This window comes from Corallococcus sp. AS-1-6, from assembly GCF_020037015.1.
Classification (GTDB): domain Bacteria; phylum Myxococcota; class Myxococcia; order Myxococcales; family Myxococcaceae; genus Corallococcus.
Map to the genome: position 1 here is coordinate 44,906 of NZ_JAIQDE010000040.1, position 22,139 is coordinate 67,044.

General features: G+C 70.0%; 14 protein-coding genes. 1 reads left to right on the top strand and 13 read right to left on the bottom strand.

Features of this window, described 5'->3' with window-relative positions; translation table 11 throughout:
* The first annotated feature begins 192 nt into the window (after window positions 1-192).
* Entirely contained in the window at window positions 193-2,550 is a 2,358-nt protein-coding gene (locus tag K8612_RS35775; protein ID WP_223765541.1) for a hypothetical protein, read from the top strand.
* 7 nt (window positions 2,551-2,557) lie between these two features.
* Here K8612_RS35775 and K8612_RS35780 read toward each other — a convergent pair whose 3' ends face one another.
* From K8612_RS35780 to K8612_RS35840, 13 genes are all read right to left on the bottom strand, one after another.
* Window positions 2,558-7,057 (bottom strand): discoidin domain-containing protein, encoded by a 4,500-nt coding sequence (locus tag K8612_RS35780; RefSeq protein WP_223765542.1) that lies wholly within the window; start codon window positions 7,055-7,057, stop codon window positions 2,558-2,560.
* 154 nt (window positions 7,058-7,211) lie between these two features.
* Window positions 7,212-7,883 (bottom strand): putative glycoside hydrolase, encoded by a 672-nt coding sequence (locus K8612_RS35785; RefSeq protein ID WP_223765543.1) that lies wholly within the window; start codon window positions 7,881-7,883, stop codon window positions 7,212-7,214.
* Window positions 7,880-8,434, bottom strand: a complete 555-nt coding sequence (locus tag K8612_RS35790; RefSeq protein WP_223740202.1) for a hypothetical protein — start codon at window positions 8,432-8,434, stop codon at window positions 7,880-7,882. The genes K8612_RS35785 and K8612_RS35790 overlap by 4 nt, the downstream gene beginning before the upstream one ends.
* A 13-nt stretch (window positions 8,435-8,447) precedes the next feature.
* Window positions 8,448-11,669, bottom strand: coding sequence for a glycoside hydrolase family 2 TIM barrel-domain containing protein (locus tag K8612_RS35795; protein ID WP_223765544.1), 3,222 nt, complete (start codon window positions 11,667-11,669; stop codon window positions 8,448-8,450).
* Entirely contained in the window at window positions 11,666-13,036 is a 1,371-nt protein-coding gene (locus K8612_RS35800) for a GH1 family beta-glucosidase (protein ID WP_223740204.1), read from the bottom strand. Before K8612_RS35800 ends, K8612_RS35795 begins: the two co-directional genes overlap by 4 nt.
* On the bottom strand, window positions 13,017-14,012 hold the full coding sequence (locus K8612_RS35805; protein ID WP_223740205.1) for an ABC transporter ATP-binding protein: 996 nt from the start codon (window positions 14,010-14,012) through the stop codon (window positions 13,017-13,019). Before K8612_RS35805 ends, K8612_RS35800 begins: the two co-directional genes overlap by 20 nt.
* Window positions 14,009-15,775 carry a dipeptide/oligopeptide/nickel ABC transporter permease/ATP-binding protein gene (locus tag K8612_RS35810; protein ID WP_223765545.1) on the bottom strand — a complete coding sequence of 589 codons (1,767 nt, stop codon included), beginning with the start codon at window positions 15,773-15,775 and terminating at the stop codon, window positions 14,009-14,011. Before K8612_RS35810 ends, K8612_RS35805 begins: the two co-directional genes overlap by 4 nt.
* Entirely contained in the window at window positions 15,768-16,751 is a 984-nt protein-coding gene (locus K8612_RS35815) for an ABC transporter permease (RefSeq protein ID WP_223765546.1), read from the bottom strand. The genes K8612_RS35810 and K8612_RS35815 overlap by 8 nt, the downstream gene beginning before the upstream one ends.
* Before the next feature lie 2 nt (window positions 16,752-16,753).
* Window positions 16,754-18,397 carry an ABC transporter substrate-binding protein gene (locus K8612_RS35820; RefSeq protein ID WP_223740208.1) on the bottom strand — a complete coding sequence of 548 codons (1,644 nt, stop codon included), beginning with the start codon at window positions 18,395-18,397 and terminating at the stop codon, window positions 16,754-16,756.
* Complete coding sequence (locus tag K8612_RS35825) at window positions 18,394-19,257, bottom strand: family 16 glycosylhydrolase (protein ID WP_223765547.1); 864 nt, start codon at window positions 19,255-19,257, stop codon at window positions 18,394-18,396. The genes K8612_RS35820 and K8612_RS35825 overlap by 4 nt, the downstream gene beginning before the upstream one ends.
* Window positions 19,254-20,480, bottom strand: a complete 1,227-nt coding sequence (locus K8612_RS35830; RefSeq protein ID WP_223740210.1) for an ROK family transcriptional regulator — start codon at window positions 20,478-20,480, stop codon at window positions 19,254-19,256. Before K8612_RS35830 ends, K8612_RS35825 begins: the two co-directional genes overlap by 4 nt.
* Window positions 20,481-20,528: 48 nt before the next feature.
* Entirely contained in the window at window positions 20,529-21,311 is a 783-nt protein-coding gene (locus tag K8612_RS35835) for a hypothetical protein (RefSeq protein WP_223740211.1), read from the bottom strand.
* 391 nt (window positions 21,312-21,702) lie between these two features.
* Entirely contained in the window at window positions 21,703-21,930 is a 228-nt protein-coding gene (locus K8612_RS35840) for a hypothetical protein (RefSeq protein WP_223740212.1), read from the bottom strand.
* Between the last annotated feature and the right edge of the window lie 209 nt (window positions 21,931-22,139).

A 22,139-nucleotide genomic window follows, 5' to 3' on the forward strand; every position in this document is an offset into this window, starting at 1 on the left:
TCCACCTGTCCACGAGAGCGGACCACGCCCACCCACGTGGGAGGGGCTGGCGTGTGCTCCTGAAGCCCGCGTGGCCTTGACGGACAGTTGCCGCATCCGGCGTTGCGGCTGACGTTCCGCTGTCCTTTCAAGAGGGGGGAATGAATGAGCCGGCGAAGCGGTGCCAGGTTGCCTGGAGCGGTGTGGAGTGCGGTGCTGGCGGGACTCCTCCTCGCCTGTGATTCGATGCCGGAAGACACGTTGCTCCTGGAGCCGGAGGAGACGGCGGAAGCGGCAGCCGCGGGGCTGAGCGTGTCTCCTCCCTTCGATGTCACCGCGCCCCGGCTGAGGCCCCAACGATTGGCGGAGAGCGGGCCCGCGATTGCTTTTGGTGGCGGGCGATTCCTCGTCGTGTGGCGGGACACGCGCGTGGGCGGCGTGTTCGCCTCGCGCATGGACCCGGACGGCACGTTGAAAGATCCGTCCGGCATCGCGCTCAACCCGGAGCCCTCGCTGCCCTCCGGAGACCCGAGCGTGGCCTATGACGGGACGAACTTCGTCGTCGTGTGGAGGAACTCGAGCGACGGCATCTTCGGCACGCGCGTGAGCCCGGGCGGCGCAGTGGTGGGGCCGCGTTTCACGGTGTCCAACTCGGATGAGATTGGCGGTGGGCCGCCGGGGCTCGCCTGTGCGCCCACGGTGTGCATGGTGGCTTTCGAGAGCATCGGCGACCTTGCCACCACCATCACCGCGCGGCGGGTGCTGCCCGACGGGACGGTGCTCCAGAACGAGGCGTCGCTGTCGCCCGACCTCCCCGGCATCATGAGCGACACCACGGTGGCGTGGAATGGTGAGCGCTTCCTCGTCGTCTGGGCGGACGCGCGTGGCGGCGAGTCCACGCCGGACATTTATGGCAACCGCGTGCTGCCGGACGGTACCGTCCTGGACGGGGCCCGGTCGGGCTTCCCCATTGCCCGCGCGCCGGGCGTGCAGCGCAACCCCTCCGTCGTCTGGACGGGCACGCGCTTTCTCGTCGTGTGGGACGACACCCGGCGCGGAGGAGCGCCGGACATCTTCGCCGCGCGTGTGCGCGACAGCGGAGAGGTGTCCGAGCCGGGCGGCATCCGCATCTCCACCGCCAGCGGCGCGCAGCGCTTCCCCCGCGTGGCCCCGCAGGGCGGCAAGTCGCTCATCGTCTGGGAGGACCTGCGCTCCGGACACCGCCGCGCCTGGGGCGCGCGCATCACCGAGGCCGGCGAGCTGGTAGACACGTCCGGCATCCCCATCTCCGAGGGAGAGGAGCCCGAGGAGCGCCTGCCCTTCGTGGCCGGCGGTGGTGACAGGTACCTCGTCGCGTGGGCGGGCGCGGTGGACGCCACGGACGAGGGGCCCATGTACATCCGGGGCAAGCGGGTGAGCCGGCCGGGCGAGGTGCTGGACGATACGTCGAAGCTTTTCACGCGCGCGGCGAACCGGCAGGAGGTGCCCGCGGTGGCGGCCAACGCGGACGGGTACCTCGTGGCATGGCGAGAGACGCGCTCCCCGGACGGGCCGACGGTGTACGCAGCGCGGATGCGGCCGGATGGGAGCGTCCTGGACGTCAATGGCATCCGCCTGCCGAGCGGCATGGACCCGCAATACATCCAGGTGGCGTCGGACGGCCGCGACTTCCTGGTGGTGTGGGCGGAGCGCGAGCCGGGCGGCTACGACAAGAACATCCGCGGCGCACGGGTGAGCCGCTCCGGCGCGGTGCTGGATGCCACGGGCATCTCCCTCGTCACGGTGACGGGCGACCAGGAGCGGCCCGCGGTGGACTTCTTCGGTGGCGTGTACCTGGTGGTGTGGGAGGACGACCGGGGGAGGGAAACGGGCATGGACGCGTTCTCAATCTACGGCGCGCGGGTAAGCACCTCGGGCGTGGTGCTGGAGTCGGACGGCCGGCGCTTCAGCTCGGGGCTGGCCTTCACGTCGTCGCCCGGGGTGACGCATGCCGGGAGCAACTTCCTGGTGACGTGGTCGGAGGATGGGACGCCGATTCGCGGCGCGCGGATGACGCCCGGGGGAGCGATGCTGGACCCTGGCGGCTTCCCCCTCCTGACGACGGGGCCCGTCGCATCCGTCCCGTCGCTGTCCACGGATGGAACGGTGGTGCTGGTGGTATGGGAGCAGTGGCAGGGCCCGAACACCAACCTCAGCGACGTGTATGGGATGCGAGTGACGTCCGGAGGCACGGTGCCGGGCACGCCTTTCCTCATCGCCTCCGGCCCGCTGAGCGAGGGCAACCCGCGCGCCACCTTCGACGGGAATGTCCACCTCGTGGTGTGGGAGCGGGATGACGAGCCGCTGAGCTTCCGCTCGGTGTCGGATGTGTTTGCCACACGGGTGACGCAAGCGGGCGCGGTGCTGGACGTGGCGGGCATCCCGCTTGCCACCACCCCCGACGTGGCGGAGCGCGGCCCGGTGGTGGCGTCCGTGGGAGGCGCACGCTCGGTCGTGCTCTTCGAGCGCTGGGTGCCGGCCCCGGAAGTCAACGAGACGCGGGTGCGGGCGCGGCTGCTGGACAGTGACTGAACCCGCTCTACTTCGTGAAGGTGATCGGCCCCGAGGACAGCGTGGTGTTGTTCGCGCCGTCCACCGCGCGCACGCGCCACGTGTGCGTTCCCGTGGACAGGCCGCCCAGCGTCGTCTGCTCCGTGCCCACGCCGTACACCTCGAACTCCCACAGCGAGTAGCCGTACGCCGTCGCGCGCTGCACGCCGCGCATGCGCACGTAGCGGCCCACGCCGGCCACCGTCCAGTCGTCGATGCCGCCGTCGCCGGTGTCCACCGTCTTCAGCGCCGTCCAGGTGGCGTTGTCCAGCGACGCCTCCAGGACGTAACGGCGGCCGTACGCGGCCTCCCAGTTCAGCACGATGCGCTTGAGCGAGTAGATGGCCCCCAGGTCGAGGGTGATGGACTCCGTGTCCCCCGTGGTCGCCGTGCCCACGCTCGACCAGCGCGTCGCCAGGCTGCCGTCCACCGCGTCGTTCGCGCTGCCGAACTCCACGGACGTGGCGTAGGCGTTCTTCCCCCGCGCCAGGTTCGTGCCCGCCGGCACCGGCGTGCTGCGCAGGATGGAGGGGCTCCGGTCCGCGCCGTCCACGATGAGGACGTACTCCGCCACGCCCGCGCCCACGTCCGTCGTCTGCTCCCAGATGAAGCGCGTGGACGTGCCCGGCACCGACTGCCCGGCCGACGGAGACAGCGCCGCGAAGGCCGCCGGAGGCGTCGTGTCGTTCAGCGTGAAGGTGAACGTCGCGGACTGCGTGACGCCGTTCGCCCAGTTGAACGCCTTCACGAACCAGGTGTGCACCCCGTTCGCCAGCTTCAGCCCGTCCAGCGCCGCCGCCGGCGTCTGGGTGATGGCCACCGGCATCGCGCCACCGTCCAGATACACCTCGTACCGCTGGATGCCCGTCTGCGGGTCGCTGCTCGCCGCCCAGGTGAACGCCGGACGCGTGCCGGTGATCACCAGGTTGTTCGCGGGCGTCAGCAGGCTGAACGCCGCGGGCGGCGTCGCGTCCGTCAGACCAAAGCCCTGGATGCCCGAGCCGTACTGGTACAGCGGGTTGCCGTACGTGGGCGGCACCGGCAGGCCCGCCGCGATCTTCTGGCGGATGGCCGCGCGCTCCGCGTCCGTCGCGCCCAGGTCGAACGGCAGGTCCCACTTCTCCAACTGGTTGCTCTCCACGTCCGTGCCGATCTGGCTCATGCTCCGCGGGAGCTGCCAGGGCGTCTTGCCGCGCGGCAGCACGTCACCGAACAGCACGTCCGCCACCGCGTAGCCGCCCATGTCGCCGGGGCGGTACGCCAGCATCAGCGCGTTGGAGAGCGGCACCACGTTCGTCAGCACATAGGGACGCGGGCTGATGACGACCACCGTCGTGGGGATGCCCCGCGACTTGAAGCCGTTGATGATGCCGTACTGGTCGCCCCACTTCGCGTCGTGGGCGGGGCCAATCGGGTCGCCCGGCAGGTACGGCTTCTCCTTGTCCCACTCCGTGCCGTGGGTGAAGTAGCTCTCGCCCACCACCACGATGGCCGCGTCCGGCGTCACGCCCGCGGGCGCGTTGTCCTTGTAGACCGTGAGCCCCGCCGCCTCCGCGCGCGCCCTCACCGCCGCGTAGATGGTCGGGTCGCCGAACTCGTTGCCGTGGAAGTCCGAGCGCCAGGTCACCATGCAGGACATGTCGTCCGCGCGCGGGCCCGCGATGACCAGCTTGCCGCCCGCCGGCAGTCGGATGGGCAGCGCGCCGTCGTTCTTGAGCAGCGTCATGGCCTCCTGCGACGCCCGGCGCACCGCCGCCTTGCTGTCCGCGGTGTGCCACTGGGACGTGCCCGCCGGGCCCTGCTTGTACGGGTCCTCGAAGATGCCCAGGCGGAACTTCAGGTCCAGGATGCGGCGCACGGAGTCGTTGATGCGCGCGAGGGGGACCTCGTTCTCGAAGTTGGCCATGGCCTGCGGCGTCGCGCCGCCCATCACGTCCGAGCCCGCCGTGGCGGAGCGCACCCACGAACCCGACGGCAGCCAGTCCGAGCAGATGACGCCGTCGTACTTCAACTGGTTGCGCAGGTAGTTGAGGATGCCCGGGTTGTCACCCGCGCCGTAGCCCTCCGGACCCAGGAGCCAACTGCCCGCGTAGCCCGGCATGATGCCGCTGGTGCCCGCCTCGATGGCCGCGTGCCACGGACGCATGTGGTAGTGGATGGTCGTGCCGTCGTAGGTGATGCCCGCCTCACCGCCAGCGCCCTGCCCCGGCCAGTGCTTCGTCGTCACCCAGATGGAGCTCGGGTTCACCTCCGGACCGCCCTGGAGGCCCGCGATGAGCGCGCGGGTGATGCCCGCCGCCAGGTCCGCGTCCTCGCCGTTGCCTTCCTGCGTGCGCGGATACAGGACCTTGGTGTTCACCTCCGCCAGCGGCGACAGCGTGCCGCGGCTGCCAATGGCCAACTGCTCACGGCGCTGGATGTCACCCATCTCGTGGATCGTGTCCAGGTCGCGCGTGGCCGCGAGCGCCGGCTGCGTGGGCCAGCTCGTCTTGTACCCGTGGATGGTGTCACCCGCATCGATGTGCGGGATGCCCAGGCGCGTGGCCGCGGACGCCTTCTGGAACAGGGGGATGTCCGTGGGCGACAGGGGCCCCATCTGGAAGCCCGCCTCCGGGTACGTCTTGGCGTCGTAGAACATCTGCAGCGCCTTCTCGCGCAGCGTCATGCGGCCCAGCAGGTCATTCACGCGCACGGAGATGGGGTTGTGCCAGTCCTCGTACGGTTCAATCGTCCCGTTCTTGTTCAGGTCGCGAATGCCGTTGATGAGGTTGACGCCGTCCGCCTGCGTCTCCACCACCGGCAGGTACACGCTGAAGTTGCCGATGTCCGAGCGCGACGTGCCGCCACCCGACAGCGTGGCCACCACGTACCACTTGTACGTCCAGCGGTCCGGCAGGTCCTCCGTGAAGGTGAACGACGTGCCCGTCTGCGACGCCACCTGCGTGTACCGGTCCAGCAGGTTACCCGCCGCCATCCAGTCGTAGTCGTCGCGCGTGAGGTTGACGTAGAGCTTGTAGTTCGTCGCGCCCGTCACCGGGGCCCACGACAGCGTGGGACGGCGGGCCGCGGTGATCATCGCGTTGTTGGCCGGCGAGACCAGGCGGAACGCCCCGGCCACCGGCAGCGGCGCGGGCGCCACGTACGGGTCCGGGATGAGGGTGGGGTCGCGCGGGTCCGTGGGGCCGTTGCCCGTGGAGAAGATTTCGACGTTCCAGTCCGCGCCCTGCACCGCGAGCGCCGTGACGGACTGCGCGCGCTGCTGCACGCCGTTCACGTCCACCACCGCCAGGCGGATGTCCGTGTTGGGCTGCGTGGGAGAGAACTGGTTCTTCGACAGCGTCACCGTCGTGTTGGGCGGGAACGTGAGCTGGTACGTGAAGGGCCCGGGCGGGTTGCGCACGGACGGCGTGGTGTTGCCCTCCTCCGGCACCGGCGTCACCGACAGCGGCGCGGGCGACACGTTGATCTTCGCGTACGCCAGCTCCGGGAAGTTCAGCTTGAGGGTCTGGTTGGTGGTCTGCGTGGGCGGCGGCGTCGTGCCCCCGCTCTGGTAGACCTCGAAGGACCACAGCGAGTAGCCGTAGCCCGTGCCGCGCTCCGTGCCGCGCATGCGGAGGTAGCGCCAGGTGCCGGACACGGGAATCTCCCGGCGGCCGATGGCGCCGTTGGTCACCGTGTTGAGCGGGGTCCAGGTGCTGTCGTTGTTGGAGCCTTCAATCGTGTACGTCTTGCCGTAGGCCCCCTCCCAGTCCAGCACCACCTTGCCCACCACCTGGGACGACCCCAGGTCCACGCGGATCCACTGCGGGTCCACGCCCTGCGCGGAGGCCCAGCGCGTGTTGACGTCGCCGTCGAACGCGAAGCCCGGCTGGAGCCCCGCGGCGTCCGCCTCCACGCTGGACGCGGTGGCCGGGCGGTTGCGCGCCAGGTCCGTGTTGGCGGGAGGCGGCGTCGTGCCGCCCGTCTCATAGACGGCGAACTCCCACAGCGAATAGCCATACGCGGGCAGCGCGCGCGTGACGCCCTGCATGCGCACGTAGCGGCCCGTGATGCCGGACGGCAGCGACAGGTCGTCCAACGCGCCGTCACCGGTGTTCACCGTCAGCGCGTCCGTGAAGGTGGTGTTGTCGTTGGAGACCTGGATTTTGTAGGCCGTGGCGTAGGCCGCCTCCCAGGTGAGCACCACGCGCGAAATCGTGCGCGTCTGGCCCAGGTCCACGGTGATCCACTCGTTCGCCGTGAAGCCGCTGGCCCAGCGGGTGCCCCCGTCGCCGTCCACCGCGTACTGGCCCAGGAAGGGCCCCTCCGCGGAGGAGGTCAAGGTGGTCTTGTTCAGCGCGACGTTCGTCTGCGCGCGGGCGTCGGACGCGCCCAGGAGCGACACCAGCATGAGCACCGCGGCGATGGCCTGTAACAACCAGACACGCGGTGCTTCACGGAGACATGGGCTTGCGCCTCTGCTTGACAATTGCGGCAAGGATCCAGACATTGGGGGATGACTCCTTGAGTAGGAACAGCAACCGCATCCCTGCCCTGAGCGACACCGCACGCGGGGGCGTGACGGCGGCGTCAAGACATGGCACGGGCGTTCCGGCTGTCACACGGCGACAGCCGGCCCGCCCTTCCTGGCACTGCGTTCCTGCCTAATCCGCGGTGAAGTACAGGTTGTCCAGCAGGAGGGATTGTCCGGCCGTGCCACCCTCGGCCGCGAAGGTGAACGGGGACGAGACGTCGTTGAGCTTCAGGCCCGCCGCGACGAAGTCCGCCACGGGGATGGCCAGGTGGTGCCACTCACCATCGTTCGCCCAGCCATACGGGCCGACGGCGAGCGGAGCGCCCTTCTCCGCGGTGCCCGTGCCGCTGCTCATGCCAATCTTCACGTTGGCGAAGGCGGCGTCGGACGACTTCATGCTGACGTGGAGCGTCTTCCAGGTGTCGAAGTTGTGCGTCTGCTTCCAGTGCACGCCAAAGCCCATCCACGGCTTGCCGTTCTGCACGATGCGGTCCGCGGACTTTCCCTCGACGTGGTCCGGATCCGACTCCACGTAGACGGTGTTCTCGTAGAGGTAGAAGTTGGAGTCGACGTTGTCGAGGATGATCTCCTGCGAGCGGCCCGTCTCGTAGAAGATGCCCACCATCAGGCGGGCCTTGCCGGCCTCGTAGGGGAACGGCCCGGGCAGCATCTGCGGGTCCGGCTCCGTCCCTCCGTCGGGGTTCGGGTTACCCGGCAGCTCCTGGCCGGAGTAGTCCGCCGGGCCCGGATCCGGGCGGCAGGCGGCGAGCAGCAGCAACAGGCCCCACGCTGGCTTCTTCATGGCTTCACCGCCCGGTCCGCACCACTGGAGGTCTTCACCATCACCCAGCCGCCCGCCACGGTGCCGCCCAGCTCGACGACGCCCTTGTACGCGGGCGTTACCAGCTCGTAGGCCACCGTGCCGGAGGCGTCGTACGTCACCGCGTCCGGGAAGTTGTCGAGCACGGACTGGTAGGCCTTCACCGCCATCTCGCGCGTCTGCGCCAGGCTGCCCTGGTCCGCCAGGCCCCGCTGGTAGATGGCCGCCAGGTTGAGGGCCACGTAGTACTGCGCTTCGCCATAGGGCCCGTTCGCGAGCACCGTGGCCCACGCGTAGTAGGCCGCCACGGGGTCCGCCCCGGACTGGATCCGCCACTTCGTCTCCGTGCCCACCCCCGACATCGCGAAGGGGTTGTTCGGATCCTCCAGCACGGAGGTGTTCGGGTAGATGCCCATGGCCGGGTCGGTGACCGTGAAGGTCATCCCGTCCAGCGGCTTGCCGTAGATGATGGTCGGGTCGTCGTAGCAGCCGGACAGCGCGGCCACGGCGGCCAGCAGGAGACCAGTCCTCATGATGCGTGTTCCCTCAGAGAGAAAGGATGGCATACGCGCCCACCTCGTACTCGCGACCCTTCAGGCCCTCGGTGATGCCCCGCTCGTTGAGGCCCTCCGAGTACTCGTTCAGCATTCGCACCAGTCCGCGCAGACCGAAGCGCGTGGTCACCGCGCCCAGCACCGGCTTCTTCAAGCCGTAGGACAGGTCCCCGCCCAACTGCACCGGGTAGGTGAGGTTGAAGACGCGGTGGTAGTCGTACGGCCCCCAGTCGTTGAAGCGCAGTTGGGCCGCCAGCAGCAGCGTGTCGTAGAGCGCGGAGCCGTCCAGGCCGAAGCGGTGGATCTGCCGGCTGTCCTCGCCGGAGGACTGCTGGCTGCCCACGTACGCCGTGCCGTACAGGCGCAGGCGCTGGGTGGGGTTGCCCACCAGGCGCAGGGACGTCTCCCACTCGTCGCGGGCCACCGGCGCGCTGCCGAAGGCGACGGTGCTGCCGTCCGCGAGGATGGCGATGCCCGCGTCGCGGGACGTGGGCTGGTGCCGGTAGACGATGTCCAGGCCCGCGGCGAACGGCGCGTCCTCGCGCATGTCGCGGTCCCATGACCAGAACCAGGTGCCCGGCGTCGGGTCGAAGGTGATGAGCAGCTCACCACCCAGCGTCTCGCGGTTGTCCAGCACGCTGAACGCGTCCACCAGGACGCTGCGCGGCCGCACGCCGGCGTAGTACATGCCCGAGCCCGGATCGTACGCGTCCGGGATGGTGGGGTTCGGCCCGATGAGGGGCTTCTGGTACAGCACGTTGGGCGACACCTGGAGCGAGCCGAACTGCACCGCCGCGCCCAGTTGGCCCGAGTAGTGGTTGCCTCGGCCGCTCTCGCGCAGGCTCCAGCCGGTGATGATGTTGCCCTGCTCCGGTCCGCTGTCCGCGACGAGTCCGCGGAAGGAGGACTGCACCAGCCAGCGCACCGGCCCCATGTCGTAGGTGAGCCGCGCCTTGGCGCCCAGCGTGTCCAGGAACTGCACCTTGTCCTGGAGCACGTCGTAGCCGCTGTTGAGGTAGCTGGGGCCGCCCTCCGGAGCGGCGCGCGTATAGGTGAACGTCTCGCCAATGCGCTGGGGCGCGGAGAGCAGGCCGCCCACGTCCAGCACCAGCTTGCCGGTGGCGTACTGGAAGTTGAGCGCCGTCCTGCGCGCGATGCGCTCGCGCACCACGGAGGCCGTGGACGACGACGAGCCCTGGGCCAGGTCCTCCTGGTGCACCAGCGTCACGTTCACCGGGCCCACGGTGTTGCGGTACTTCGCCACCACGGAGGGGTTGGCGCCCCAGTACAGCTCCGGCCCCACGGCGACCTTCAGCCCGTCGATGGCCTTCTTGCCGCTGAACACCACGCCGAAGGGCGCGTTGCCATGGTAGATGTCCAGGTTCGGCCCGTAGTTCGCCTCGCGGTAGAGATTGAAGAAGTCACCCTCCTCGCCCCAGTGGTAGTGGCCGGTGCGGTAGTAGCCTTCCAGCGCGAAGTCCGAGCGGTCGAACTTGAACTCCGCCTGGTACAGCGCGAAGCGATCCAACGGCGACTGCTCGCGCGCCGGGGCGCCGGGGCCCACGGGGACCTGTCCCGCGCCGGGCGTGGCGGGCGTGCCGCGGTTCTCATAGAACAGGTTGTTGAGCCGGTTCTGCGCCACGTTGCCCACGACGTTGAACGACGCGCGGCCGTAGACGCCGCTGGCCGGCTGCAACGCCAGGTCGAAGAAGATGGATTCGGTGTGGTCCGCGGAGTTCTGGTTGGGCCGCACCGTCGCGATGCTCCCGCGTGACAGCGAGCTGTCCAGCAGCAGCCGCAGGTTGGACACCCGCACCGCGCTGAGCTCCTCCGTGCGGGCCAGCGCCACCGACGAGGTGTAGCCGCTGGTGAGCGCGGACGGGCGGATGCCCGCGAAGTAGTCGCGGATGACGTCCGGGTTGGTGGTGGGCGCGTACGGGTCCAGGCGGAACACGGCCTGGAGGACGTAGTAGGCGGTGCGCGGCTGGATGCCGCTGATGCCGTTGGAGTCCGGCGGGCCCAGGGCCGCGATGCCGAACCACTCCTCGTTCATGTTGTTCTGGCCGGGGACGAAGTCGGCCGCGTAACCGCCGTTGGGCCACGTCGCGGTGGTGTCGTGGATGGACAGGTTGGACTCCTGGCCGTGCTTCCACCAGCCGTCCACCCACTGGAACACGAAGCCGCCCAGGGCCGTGCCGGACAGGCCCTGGCCGTAGCCCTCCAGGTAGATCTGCTCCCACTGCGTGCGCAGGTACTCCGCCTGCGCCACGTGGTCCTCGCGGCCCGCGCGGGCGTCGTAGGCGTCCGCGCCGAACTCGCTGAAGAACACCGGCTTGTTGAGCTTGGCCTTCACCTCCGCGAACAGGTCGCGCGCGGTGGGGCCGCGGTAGACGTTCGTGCCCAGCACGTCCAGGTCCTGGCAGTGCTTGGCGATGAGGTCGATGTACTGGAGGTCGCCGTTGGCGATGGACACCGGGTGGTTCGTGTCCCGCTTCTTCACCGTGCGGGCCGCCTCGCCATAGAGCGTGTAGAGCGACTCCGCGCGCGCGGCGTCCTCCTGGCCCGGCAGGGCTTCGATCTCGAACGACGTCCAGTGCAGGCCGTAGTTGTTCTCGTTGCCCAACAGCCACATGAGCACGCCGGGCACGTCCCGGTAGAGCTCCACCTTCTCGGCCAGAGCGCCGAGGATGGCCTTGCGGTGCTCCGGGTTCGAGTAGTCGATGTTGGCGACCATGACCCCGTTCACCGGGTGGCCATAGCGCCCCATCAGCGGGTTGAGCAGCGTGTGGATGCCGTAGTTCCGGTAGATGTATTCGACCCAGACGGGCGGGATGTCGTCGAACTGGCGGATGGCGTTGAAGCCCGCGTCGCGGAGCATCCCCATCTCCTTCGCCAGCACCTGCTTGATGAAGTCCTCCGGCTGCGTCCAGAGCGAGTACCGGTAGTTCTCACCGATGGGCGTGTAGCCCCAGTTCACGCCGTGGACGGGGAAGTCCTTGCCGTCCACCTGGAGCTTGAAGCCGCGCTCGTCCTGGATGACCCGCGTCACCGTCGTGCGCTTCGCGTCCGAAGGCGCGGCGGCGTCCACGGGGCCCGCGGAGGGAGGCTGCGCGGCGGGCGGCGACTGGAGGGGGGAGCCCGCTCCGGACACCTGGGCCCACGCCTGGGTGCCGCCGCACAACGCCAGACACGTCGTCAGGAAGAGCTTCTTCAAGCGGCCTGCTCCACGTCCAGGCCGTTCTGGGCCACGACGTCGCGATAGAGATGGGCGCTGTCCTTCGGGATGCGCTGCTGGGTGGCGTAGTCCACCCACACCAGGCCGAAGCGCTTGGTGTACCCGTAGGCCCACTCGAAGTTGTCCAGCAGCGACCACGCGAAATAGCCCGCCAGGTTCACGCCCTGCGCGATGGCGTCACCGCACGCCTCCAGGTGCCCGCGCAGGTACTCCACGCGTTGCACGTCGTGCACGCGGCCGTCCGCGCCGGGGGCGGTGGAGTACGCGCAGCCGTTCTCCGTGATGTAGATGGGGCCCGGCTTGTATTCCTTCTCCAGATGCACCAGCAGGCGCGTGAGGGAGGCCGGGCATACCTCCCAGTCCATGTCCGTCTTGTCCGGGCGCACGAACACGGTGCGGGGCGCGTTCTGCTCCTCCGGGATGCGGTTGCTGCGCAGGACGGCGCGCGAATAGAAGTTCACGCCCAGGAAGTCGGTGGGCGTGGCGATGGTCTCCAGGTCGCCCGGCTGGATGAAGTCCAGGTGCGGGGACGCGACGCGGCCCGCCTTCACGTGGTCCTCCATCACGTCCTTCGGGTAGCCCCGGCCGTAGAGCGGCTCCAGGAACCAGCGGTTGAAGCCACCGTCGAAGTCGCGGGTCGCGTCCGCGTCCTCCGGGCTGGGCGACGCGGGCTCGCCGGGCGTGAGGTTGAGGGTGATGCCCACCTCCGCGTGCTTCACGTTGGCGCGCAGCACCTTCACCGCGTTGCCGTGCGACACCAGCAGCGTGTGCGCCGCGGCCAGCATCTTGTTCCAGTCCTTGTGGCCCGGGGCGTGCTCGCCGTTGCCATAGCCCAGGTAGCTGATGCACCAGGGCTCGTTGTGGGTGATCCACCGCTTCACGCGGTCGCCCAGGGCGCGGCTGATGACGTCCGCGTACTCCACGAAGGCGTCGCCGGTGGCGCGCGCGGGCCAGCCGCCCTGGTCCTCCAGCACCTGCGGCAGGTCCCAGTGGTAGAGCGTGACGAAGGGCTCGATGCCCGCGCCCAGCAGCGAGTCCACCAGGCGCGAGTAGAAGTCCACGCCCGGGGCGTTCACCCGGCCCCGGCCCTCCGGGAGGATGCGCGGCCACGCGATGGAGAAGCGGTAGGACTTCAGCCCCATCCAGCGCATCAGTTCGATGTCCTCCGGCCAGCGGCGGTAGTGCTCACAGGCCACCGAGCCGTCGGACTTGTCTTGGATCTTCCCCGGGGTGGCGGCGAAGCGGTCCCAGATGGACTCGCCCCGGCCGTCCACGCGGGTGGCACCCTCGATCTGGTACGCGGAGGTGGCCACTCCCCAAAGGAAGTCAGGAGGAAACTGACGCATCGGCGGTAACTCCTTTCGGAACTTCAAGGTGGCAGCGGACGAGGTGATTCGCGGCCGGCAGGACGTCGGGAGGCGTGAGGGTGGAGCAGCGCGGCTCGGACACCGGACAGCGTGGAGCGAAGGGGCAGCCCACGAGCGGCGCGGGGCCCGTGGCGGGGCGCACCGGCAGCGCGGCCTGGAGGAAGTCGTCCCCATCCGGCACCGCGGACAGGAGCAGCTTCGTGTACGGGTGGCGCGGCTGGCGCAGCACCTCGTCCGCCCTGCCCGCCTCCACCACCGTGCCCGCATAGAGCACGAGGATGCGGTCCGCCAGGTGCCGCGCGCTCGCCAGGTCGTGGGTGATGAACAGGATGCCGATGCCGCGCTCCTGCGTGAGGCCGCGGAGCAGTTGCAGCACGCCCTTGCGCGTGGACACGTCCAGCATGGACGTGGGCTCGTCCGCGATGATGACCTGCGGCTCCACCGCCAGGGCGCGCGCCACCGCCACCCGCTGGCGCTGGCCGCCGGACAGCTCATGCGGGTAGCGCTTCGCGAAGGCCTCCGCGGGCGTCAGGCCCACGGACTCCAGCAGCGACAGCACCCGCGTGCGAAGGCCGGACTTCGGCACCCGGCCGTGGCGCACCAGCGGGCGCTCCAGGTGATAGGCCACCGTGTGCACGGGGTTGAGGGACGCGAACGGATCCTGGAACACCATCTGCACCCGGCCGCGGTAGTCGAGCGACGCCTGCGCGCCGCCGTCCGCCAGCACGTCGCGTCCGGCGAGCCGCAGTTGCCCCGCGTCCGGCATGTCCAGCCGGGCCAGGAGCCGCGCCAGCGTGGACTTGCCGCTGCCGGACTCGCCCACCAGCGCGACGATCTCCCCCGGCTGGAGGGAGAAGGACACGCCCTTGAGGATGGGCTTGCGCTCGCGGGAGAAGAAGCCGCCCGCCAGGTAGCTGCGGGTGAGGCCCTCCGCCTCCAGGAGGGGCGCGCTCATCGGTGACCTCCGGGGATGGCGGCGACGCGCGTGGACGGCCGGGACACGGACAGCTCCGGCGCCTGCTGGACCGGCGGCGGCGCGGCGTCCTTCGCGGACAGGTGCGGGAACGAGGACAGCAGGAGCTGCGTGTACGGGTGGCGGGCCCCGGCGCGCAGGTTCGCGGACGTGTCCACCTCCACCAGCTTGCCGCCCTGGAGCACGCCCACGCGGTCCGACAGCGCGAGCAGCAGCGGCAGGTCATGCGTGATGAAGAGCATGGCGAAGCCCAGCCGCTGCTTGAGCTCCACCATGCGCTGGAGCAGCTCCTTCTGCACCACGACGTCCAGCGCCGTGGTGGGCTCGTCCATGATGACCAGCCGGGGCTCCAGGGCCAGCGCCAGCGCGATGCCCACGCGCTGCCGCATGCCGCCGGAGAGCTGGTGCGGCCACGCCGTCACCAGGTCCGGCGACAGGCCCACCATGCCCAGCAGCTCCCGAGCGCGGGCGTAGGACGCGGCGCGCGACACGCGGCCGTGCGCCGCGAGCGTGTCGTGGAACTGCTCGCCCAGCGTGAGCACCGGGTTGAGCGCGCTCATGGCGCTCTGGAACACCATGGACACCTGACGCCAGCGGAACGCGCGCAGGGCCGGGCCCTCCAGCGCGGTGACGTCCATGCCGTTGAAGAGGATGCGCCCCTGCGTGACGCGCGCGGAGGCAGGCAACAGGCCCAGCAGCGCGGAGCCGATGGTGGACTTGCCGCTGCCGGACTCCCCCGCCAGACCGAACACCTCGCCCGGCGCCACGTCGAAGGACACCGAGTCCACCACGCGCGAAGCGCCCTTCTCCGTCGCGTAGTCGATGCACAGGTCCTGCACGCGCAAGAGCACGCCCGGCACCGGCTTCTCCAGGTGCGCGCGCGGGGCGGTGCTCGCGGGCAGCGCCGCCGGCTTGTGCACGCGCAGCGCGGGGTTGGTCATCTCGTCGATGGCGGAACTGACCAGCGTGAGCGCGAAGCCCACGAGCGCAATGCACAGGCCCGTGGGGACGAAGATCCACCAGGAGCGCGTGAGCAGCGCCGCGTCGTTGGCGGCCCAGTAGAGGTTGGTGCCCCACGTCACCGCGCTCACGTCGCCCAGGCCCAGGAACTCCAGGCCCACCTGCGCGCCCACGGCATAGAGCGTGTTCCCGATGAACGACGAGCCCAGCAGCGACGCCATGTTGGGCAACAGCTCCCGCGACACGATGCGCGAGTGGCTCTCCCCCGTCACCACCGCCGCGGACACGAAGTCGCGCCCGCGCAGCGCCAGGGACTCCGCGCGGAACACGCGCGCATTCCAGGCCCAGCCGGCCACGGTCAGCACCGCCACCATGCGCAGCGGCCCGGACGGCAGGTACGCGCCCAGCACGATGGCCAGCGGCATGCCGGGAATCACCAGGAACACGTTGGTGGTGAGCGACAGCACGTCGTCCACGCGGCGGCCCAGGTAGCCGGAGGTGATGCCCACCAGCGCGCCAATCAGCGTCACGAGCGCGCCCACCGCGAAGCCCACCGCCAGCGTCTCGCGCGCGCCCACCACCGTCTGCGCGAGCACGTCCTGCCCCTGGCCGGTGGTGCCGAACCAGTGCGCCGCGTTGGGCGGCTGGTGCGGCCGGCCCACCAGCTCCGTGGGGTCCATCACGAAGAAGGGGCCCACCACCGCGAGCAGGAGGAAGAACAGGAGCAGGCTTCCGCCCACCGCCGCCTTCCGGTGGCGGGCGAGCCTTCGCAGGAAGTCACGCATGGGCGCGGGTCCTCGGATCCAGCCAGAGGCAGAGGAGGTCCACGGCGAAGTTCGCCGCGAGCACCGCCAGGGTGATGACCAGGAAGAGCCCCTGCATCAGCGGGTAGTCCTGGTTGCGCACGGCGAGGATGAGCAGGTAGCCCGTGCCCGGGTAGGAGAAGACGATCTCCGTGAGCAGCGAACCGGACAGCACGAAGCCCACCGCCATGCCGAAGCTGGTGACGTTGGGCAGCAGCGCATTGCGGGCCGCGTAGCGCAGCATCACCTGCCGGGGCGGCAGGCCGCGCGCGTGCGCCAGGCGGATGGAGTCCGTGCCCAGCGTGGCCACCATCGTGTTGCGCATGCCCAGCATCCACCCGCCCAGCGTGGCCACCACGATGGAGGACGCGGGCAGCACCGCGTGGCGGGCGACATCCGCGGCGAACGCGAACGACAGCCCGGGCTCCATGTCGTGCCCGTACGCGTGGCGCAGCGGGAACCACCCCAGCACGAAGCCGAAGAGGTACAGCGCCAGCATGGCCAGCCAGAAGTACGGGAAGGCCCCCAGGAACGCGAGCGCCGGAGCCAGCCCCGAGTCCAGCCACCCTCCCCGGTTCCACGCGGCGAGCACGCCCAGGAAGGACCCGACGACGAAGCTGATGACGACCGCCACGCCGGCCAGCCCCACCGTCCACATCAGGCCCGTGCCGATGACCTCCGACACGCGCGCGGGGAAGTAGGCGTAGGACATGCCCAGGTCGCCCTGCGCCAGGTGCTTCAGGTAGGTGAAGTACTGGGCGTAGAGCGGCGCGTCCGTGAAGCCGAAGGCGGCCTTCAGCGCGCCCATGGCCTCCGGGGCCACCTTGCCCTCGAAGCGCGCGAACATGGCGGCGGCAGGGTCGCCGGGGGCCAGGCGCGGGATCACGAAGTTGAGCGTGAGCGAGGCCCACGCGGCGATGAGGTAGAAGCCCAGTCGCCGGAGGATGTAGCGGCCCATGGTCAGCGCTCCCTCGGGGACAGCCGCGTCAGCACCAGCAGGCTGTCGGGCTCCGCGTGCGGCGCGAGCCGCGCGTAGGGGTCCTGCTCGGTGGGGAAGCCCGTGAAGCGCGAGGAGTTGGACTCGCCCCAGGACGGGTTGGGGAACAGCGGAATCGCGGGCGCGGTGGCGGAGAAGCGCTGCTGCACCTGGGACATCAGCGCGTGCTGCTCCTCCGGCGTGCCGGCGCGCTCGAAGCGCACGAGCAGCTCATCCGCCTGCGCGTCACCCATGCGGTGCCAGTTGGCCGCGGCCACCTCGCCCACCGGCCGCACCGTGCGCGGCGACAGCAGCCACTTGTAGAAGTTGTACGGCGTGGGGCCGTCCAGCGACCAGGAGATGGCCAACTGGAACTCGCCCTTCTGCAGGCGCGTGAACCAGGTGCCGAACTCGTATGTCTTGAGCGTCACGCCGATGCCCAGCTTGCGCAGGTCGCGGCCCACCACCTGCCCCGCCCGCACCCAGTCCGACCACCCGCTCACGACCTCCAGGTCCATCGTGAAGGGCTGCCCGTCCTTCAGGCGCCGCAGGCCGTCCGCGCCGCGCGTGAGGCCCACCTCGTCCAGGAGCTTGTTGGCCGCGTCCAGGTCGTGGCGCGTCCACGTGTCCTTCGCCACCTCCGCGTCCTTCCAGCCGGTGTACGCGTCGTTGAGGGCGGTGGCGTCCGCGGGGCGGGTGTAGCCATACATGGCCACCTCCACCAGCCGGTCGCGGTCCAGCGCCATGCTCAGCGCCTTGCGCACGCGCACGTCGTCCAGCGGCGGGCGCGTGGTGTTGGGGTAGAGGAAGACGGTGCTGCCGTAGAGCGGGAACCAGCGCGCGTGGTGCGCGGGGTCCCGCGACACGAAGGTGCGGTCCACCGCCGGCACGAAGTTGCCCGCCCAGTCGACCTCTCCCTCCACCAGCGCCATGTTGGCCTGGTCGTTGGTGGGGAACGCGAGGAAGCGCAGCGCGGACACCGCGGGCCTGCCGGGCTGCCAGTAGTGCGGGTTCCTGCCCAGCTCGTAGACCTGGTTGCGGAACAGCGTCACCTGGGTGAAGGGCCCGGTGGCCACCGGCTCCGGGTTGGTGAACGTCACCGGGTCCGCGACGTCCTTCCACACGTGCTGGGGCACGATGATCTGGTGCGCCAGGTCGCTGAAGCCCGGCAGGTACACGCGCGAGAAGCTGAAGGCGACGGTGCCCTTGCCTTCGGCCTTCACGTCCGTGAGGAAGCGCCACACGCCGCCCGCGTCCAGCGCCGGGTGCTGCTTGAGCAGGCCGAAGGTGAAGACGACGTCGTCCGCGGTGAAGGGCTTGCCGTCGGACCAGAGGACGCCGTCGCGCAGGGTGAAGCGCAGCGTGCGCTGATCCTCGGACCAGGCGTGGCCGGTGGCGAGCCACGGCACCCACTGGCCCTGCGCGGAGCTGAAGATCTCCATGCACTCGTACACGCCCGCCCGGGTGGGCCAGCGCGCACCGGCGCCCGCGAACAGCGGGTTGAAGTTGCGCACCCACGCGCTCTGCTGCTCCACGGAGACGAAGAGCACGCCCGGCGGCCGGGGACGCGGCTCGGACGAGCACGCCACCAGCAGCGCCAGCGGCAGGAGCGCGCGGGCGAACCTCACTGCGCGGCCCTCTCGTAGACGCGCACGTAGTCCACCTTCATCGTCTGCGGGAACACCGTCTTGGCGTCCGGCGGCCCCACGAACGATCCGCCCACCGCGACGTTCAGGATGATGAAGTGCGGATGGTCGTAGACCCACTTCCGGCCGGACGGCAGGCTCTTCGGCGTGACTTCGAAGAAGACGGTGTCGTCGACGATGAAGCGCAGGAGCTCCGGCTCCCACTCCACCGCGTAGAGGTGGAAGTCCTCGGCGAGCGGCGGCCCGGAGACGGCGTGCTGGCGGCCGATGTTCGAGCCACCCGAGTAGCCCGGCCCGTGCACCGCGCTGCTCACCACGGAGGGGATCTGCCCCTTGTGCTCCATGATGTCGATCTCGCCGCACTCCGGCCAACCGACGGAGTCCACGTCCGCGCCCAGCAGCCAGAACGCCGGCCAGATGCCCCGGCCCGTAGGCAGCTTGATGCGCGCCTCGACGCGGCCGTAGGTCTTGGCGTAGCGGTTCTTCGTCGTGAGGCGCGCGGACGTGTAGTCGTTGTTGCCGTAGCGCTCCCGGCGCGCGGTGATGGCCAGGTGGCCCTCGCCGTCCAGCGACGCGTTCTCCGCCCGCGCGGTGTTGAACTCGTACTGGCCGTTGCCCCACCCGTCCCCGCCCACGTCCGGGACCCAGTTGTCCCTGGAAGGCAGCGAGCCCGCCGGACCGTCGAACTCGTCCTGCCAGACGATCTCCCAGCCCGTGCCCGGCTGCTCCGTTACGGGCTTGGGTTGCTCGCTTTGCTTGTTATCCAGACCTGCTGCCGGATCACACGAAGCCATTCCCAGGCCCGAGAGGGCCAGGGCGAGGACAAGACGGCGCGAAGTCATGCACTTCTCCCGACGGACTGCGTGGGAAAGAGGGAGCGGTCGCGCAGCGCCGCCTGGAGCACCAGGGTGGCCGCGCCCACGGCGATGGCCCGCTCCCCCAGCGTCGACGTGACGATGCGCGTCTCCGCCATGGAGACGGACAGGGCGCGCTGCCGCACGGACGCGCGCAAGGGGTCGAGCAGCATCTCGCCCACGGAGGAGATCTCCCCGCCCAGCACGACGATGGCGGGGTTGAGCAGGTTGAGCAGGCCGCCCACGGCGATGCCCAGGTAGGCGCCCATGCCGTCGATGATCTGCTTCGCGGCGGCGTCGCCCGTGCGGGCGCCCTCCACCAGGTCGCGCACGGTGGGGCCCTTGCGGCCGCGGGTGCCCATGAGCTCGCGCGCGCGCTCCGTGAGCGCCGTGGAGCCGATGAGCGTGACGAGGCAGCCCCTGAGGCCGCAGACGCAGAGCGGCCCGTTGGAGTCCACCGGGATGTGGCCGATCTCACCGGCCGTTCCGCCAGCGCCCCGGTACACGTCGCCGTGGATGATGTGACCGGCGCCGATACCGGTGGCCAGCTTGATGTACGTGAGATCCTCGCCGTTGGCGCCCGCGCCCCAGAAGCACTCCGACAGCGCGCCGAGGTTCGCGTCGTTGTCCACGAACACCGGCATGTCGAAGGTGGTCTCGAACCACTCCTTCACGTCCACGTGCTTCCACGCGGGGAGGATGAGGGGGGACATCTTGCCGGGGGACGCCGGGTGCACGGGGCTGGGCACGGCCACCCCCATGCCGACCACGGAGCGGCGCGGAACGCGCTCGGCGTCCAGGCACTCCTGGACCAGCTCCTTCGCCTTCTGCAGCGACCCTTCCGGATCGCCGCGCACCGCGTGGCTCGCCTTGCTCTGCGTGCGCACGCGGCCGCGGAGGTCCGTGAGGACGACGGTGACGTGGGAGGCGCCCAGCTCGACGCCCACCAGGCTGAACGCCTCATCGCAGAAGCCGATGAGGGTGGGACGGCGGCCTCCGCGGGAGACCCCGGCGCCGATGCTGCGCACCAGGCCCGCCTGCTCCAGGTCCGCGACGATGGCGGAGACGGTCGACGGGCTGAGCTCCGTGCGCCGGGCGATCTCCGCCCGGGAGATCTGACGCTCGCGCCAGATCATGTTCAGCAGCAGGCCGCTGTTCTGCGCGCGCATGCCCGCCGCATCGACCGTCAACACCGCCGTTCCCGCTTTCATCGTCCGCTCACGTTCCTGGTTTGGCGCACCGGGCGCTCAAGTTGGGGGTCACTGCCACTGGATGTCGTCGATGTAGAACACGAACGGCTCTTCGAGGCCTCCAGCGGACCAGCCGAAGCCCGCCGCCACGTCGGCGTAGCGGATCTTGCTGATATCCAGCGTGTACTTCGTGGGCGCCGTGGTCAGGACCGCCTGGGGGCTGAGCTTCACCTCGAAGCCATCGCGGGAGTTCGGGCCGTAGCCCACGAAGAAGTCCACGGTCTCTCCGCCCTTCTCGCTCCACGCGTAGAAGGTCACGGCCTTCGCGCCGTCCGGCACCAGGAAGCCCGGCTTCGGGGGCGTATCCTTGCTCCAGTTGCCTTCCGGGTACTGCCAGAAGACGCCCGCCCAGCCATTGCCACCCTTCTTGTAGGTGAACTTGTGGCATGCCCCCAGGCCCGAGCCCGGCCGGGGCGTGGCGCAGACCGGCTCGTCGACCAGCAGGCCCTCGGTCGAGCCATCCCCCATGTAGCCGCTGGCCGCCCAGGTGCCGTCCACCGCCAGGGGCAGCGTCGTCTGGGTGCCCGCGTCGGTGGTGGTGCCGGCGTCCGTCTCCGAGCCCGCGTCGGTGGTGGTGCCCGCGTCCGTCTCCGAGCCCGCGTCGGTGTTCGTCCCGGCGTCCGTGTTGCTGCCCGCGTCGGTGTTGGTGCCGGAGTCCGGCTTGTTGGTGCCGGCGTCATTCTGGGTGCCAGGCGTGGGGTCGTCCTCGGGGTCACAGGCGCCAACGAGCCCCGCCGTCGCGAAAACTCCAACGGCCGCCAACGTCCACGCGAAACGCTTGGTGCGAAGCATGAATCCCCTCCAGGGTGTCTTGCTGGGATGACTTCGTTCTTACGGCGAAGAAATCGGAACCTGCTGAAATCCGTCGCCCGAATACCGCGTCGCGTCACCCATGCTGCTACACACCAGAGGAGAAACCGCCGTCTCCCGCCGCTGGGGCTCCTGCCACCTGGAGCCGCCCCGCGTCCCCGCCCACCGCGAACATGCGAGTTCGTTCGATTGACGAAGAAATACCAGCCCCCTTTACCCATTTGCAAGCAGCCGAGAACGCGCTCCGCGCGGTCAAGCTGTTGATGCAGCGCGCCGTGCGGGGTGCTTGGACCGCACCGCGCCAGGATGCGCGGGGTCGAGCCTCACAGCGGAACGGCCAGTAGAGCCGCCCTTCACAGCCCCAGGCGCACGCCTACGCCGACATGATCATCCAGTACCGATGGACGAGTTGGAAGCAGCCTTGCCCGCACCAAAGGAACATCAGAGGCAATGCCCAGATGACTCCCCGCTGCAGCCACCACTTGGCCAGAAGAAAATAGCCGGGCCAGAACAGCAGACCGCCTACAACGAAGAGTTTGGAGTCGAGGGTGACGGCCGCTCCGCCCACCAAAATGGCGACTGGGGACAACAGGAGAGCCATGAGGACGTCGCCCGCCGCCGGTGCTGGCCCTGGGGCAACAAAGTCGCCCAACAACCCGAGAGCAGCGCCAGCAAGCGTGCACATGGCAACCCCGCCCCAGCGGGTTCGAAGCGACGCTCCGTCATTTGACCGCGTCACGTCATCGCTCCCCTCGCCTGAGGCAGCGGTCGGGAACTCTCCCCCGACCGCGACACCCTCACGATACCCCT

Coding starts and splice junctions, on each gene's coding strand:
- K8612_RS35825 (WP_223765547.1), bottom strand. CDS start 19,257: ATGACTTCGCGCCGTCTTGTCCTCGCCCTGGCCCTCTCGGGCCTGGGA.
- K8612_RS35840 (WP_223740212.1), bottom strand. CDS start 21,930: ATGGCTCTCCTGTTGTCCCCAGTCGCCATTTTGGTGGGCGGAGCGGCC.
- K8612_RS35830 (WP_223740210.1), bottom strand. CDS start 20,480: ATGAAAGCGGGAACGGCGGTGTTGACGGTCGATGCGGCGGGCATGCGC.
- K8612_RS35815 (WP_223765546.1), bottom strand. CDS start 16,751: ATGGGCCGCTACATCCTCCGGCGACTGGGCTTCTACCTCATCGCCGCG.
- K8612_RS35780 (WP_223765542.1), bottom strand. CDS start 7,057: ATGTCTGGATCCTTGCCGCAATTGTCAAGCAGAGGCGCAAGCCCATGT.
- K8612_RS35800 (WP_223740204.1), bottom strand. CDS start 13,036: ATGCGTCAGTTTCCTCCTGACTTCCTTTGGGGAGTGGCCACCTCCGCG.
- K8612_RS35785 (WP_223765543.1), bottom strand. CDS start 7,883: ATGAAGAAGCCAGCGTGGGGCCTGTTGCTGCTGCTCGCCGCCTGCCGC.
- K8612_RS35790 (WP_223740202.1), bottom strand. CDS start 8,434: ATGAGGACTGGTCTCCTGCTGGCCGCCGTGGCCGCGCTGTCCGGCTGC.
- K8612_RS35805 (WP_223740205.1), bottom strand. CDS start 14,012: ATGAGCGCGCCCCTCCTGGAGGCGGAGGGCCTCACCCGCAGCTACCTG.
- K8612_RS35835 (WP_223740211.1), bottom strand. CDS start 21,311: ATGCTTCGCACCAAGCGTTTCGCGTGGACGTTGGCGGCCGTTGGAGTT.
- K8612_RS35810 (WP_223765545.1), bottom strand. CDS start 15,775: ATGCGTGACTTCCTGCGAAGGCTCGCCCGCCACCGGAAGGCGGCGGTG.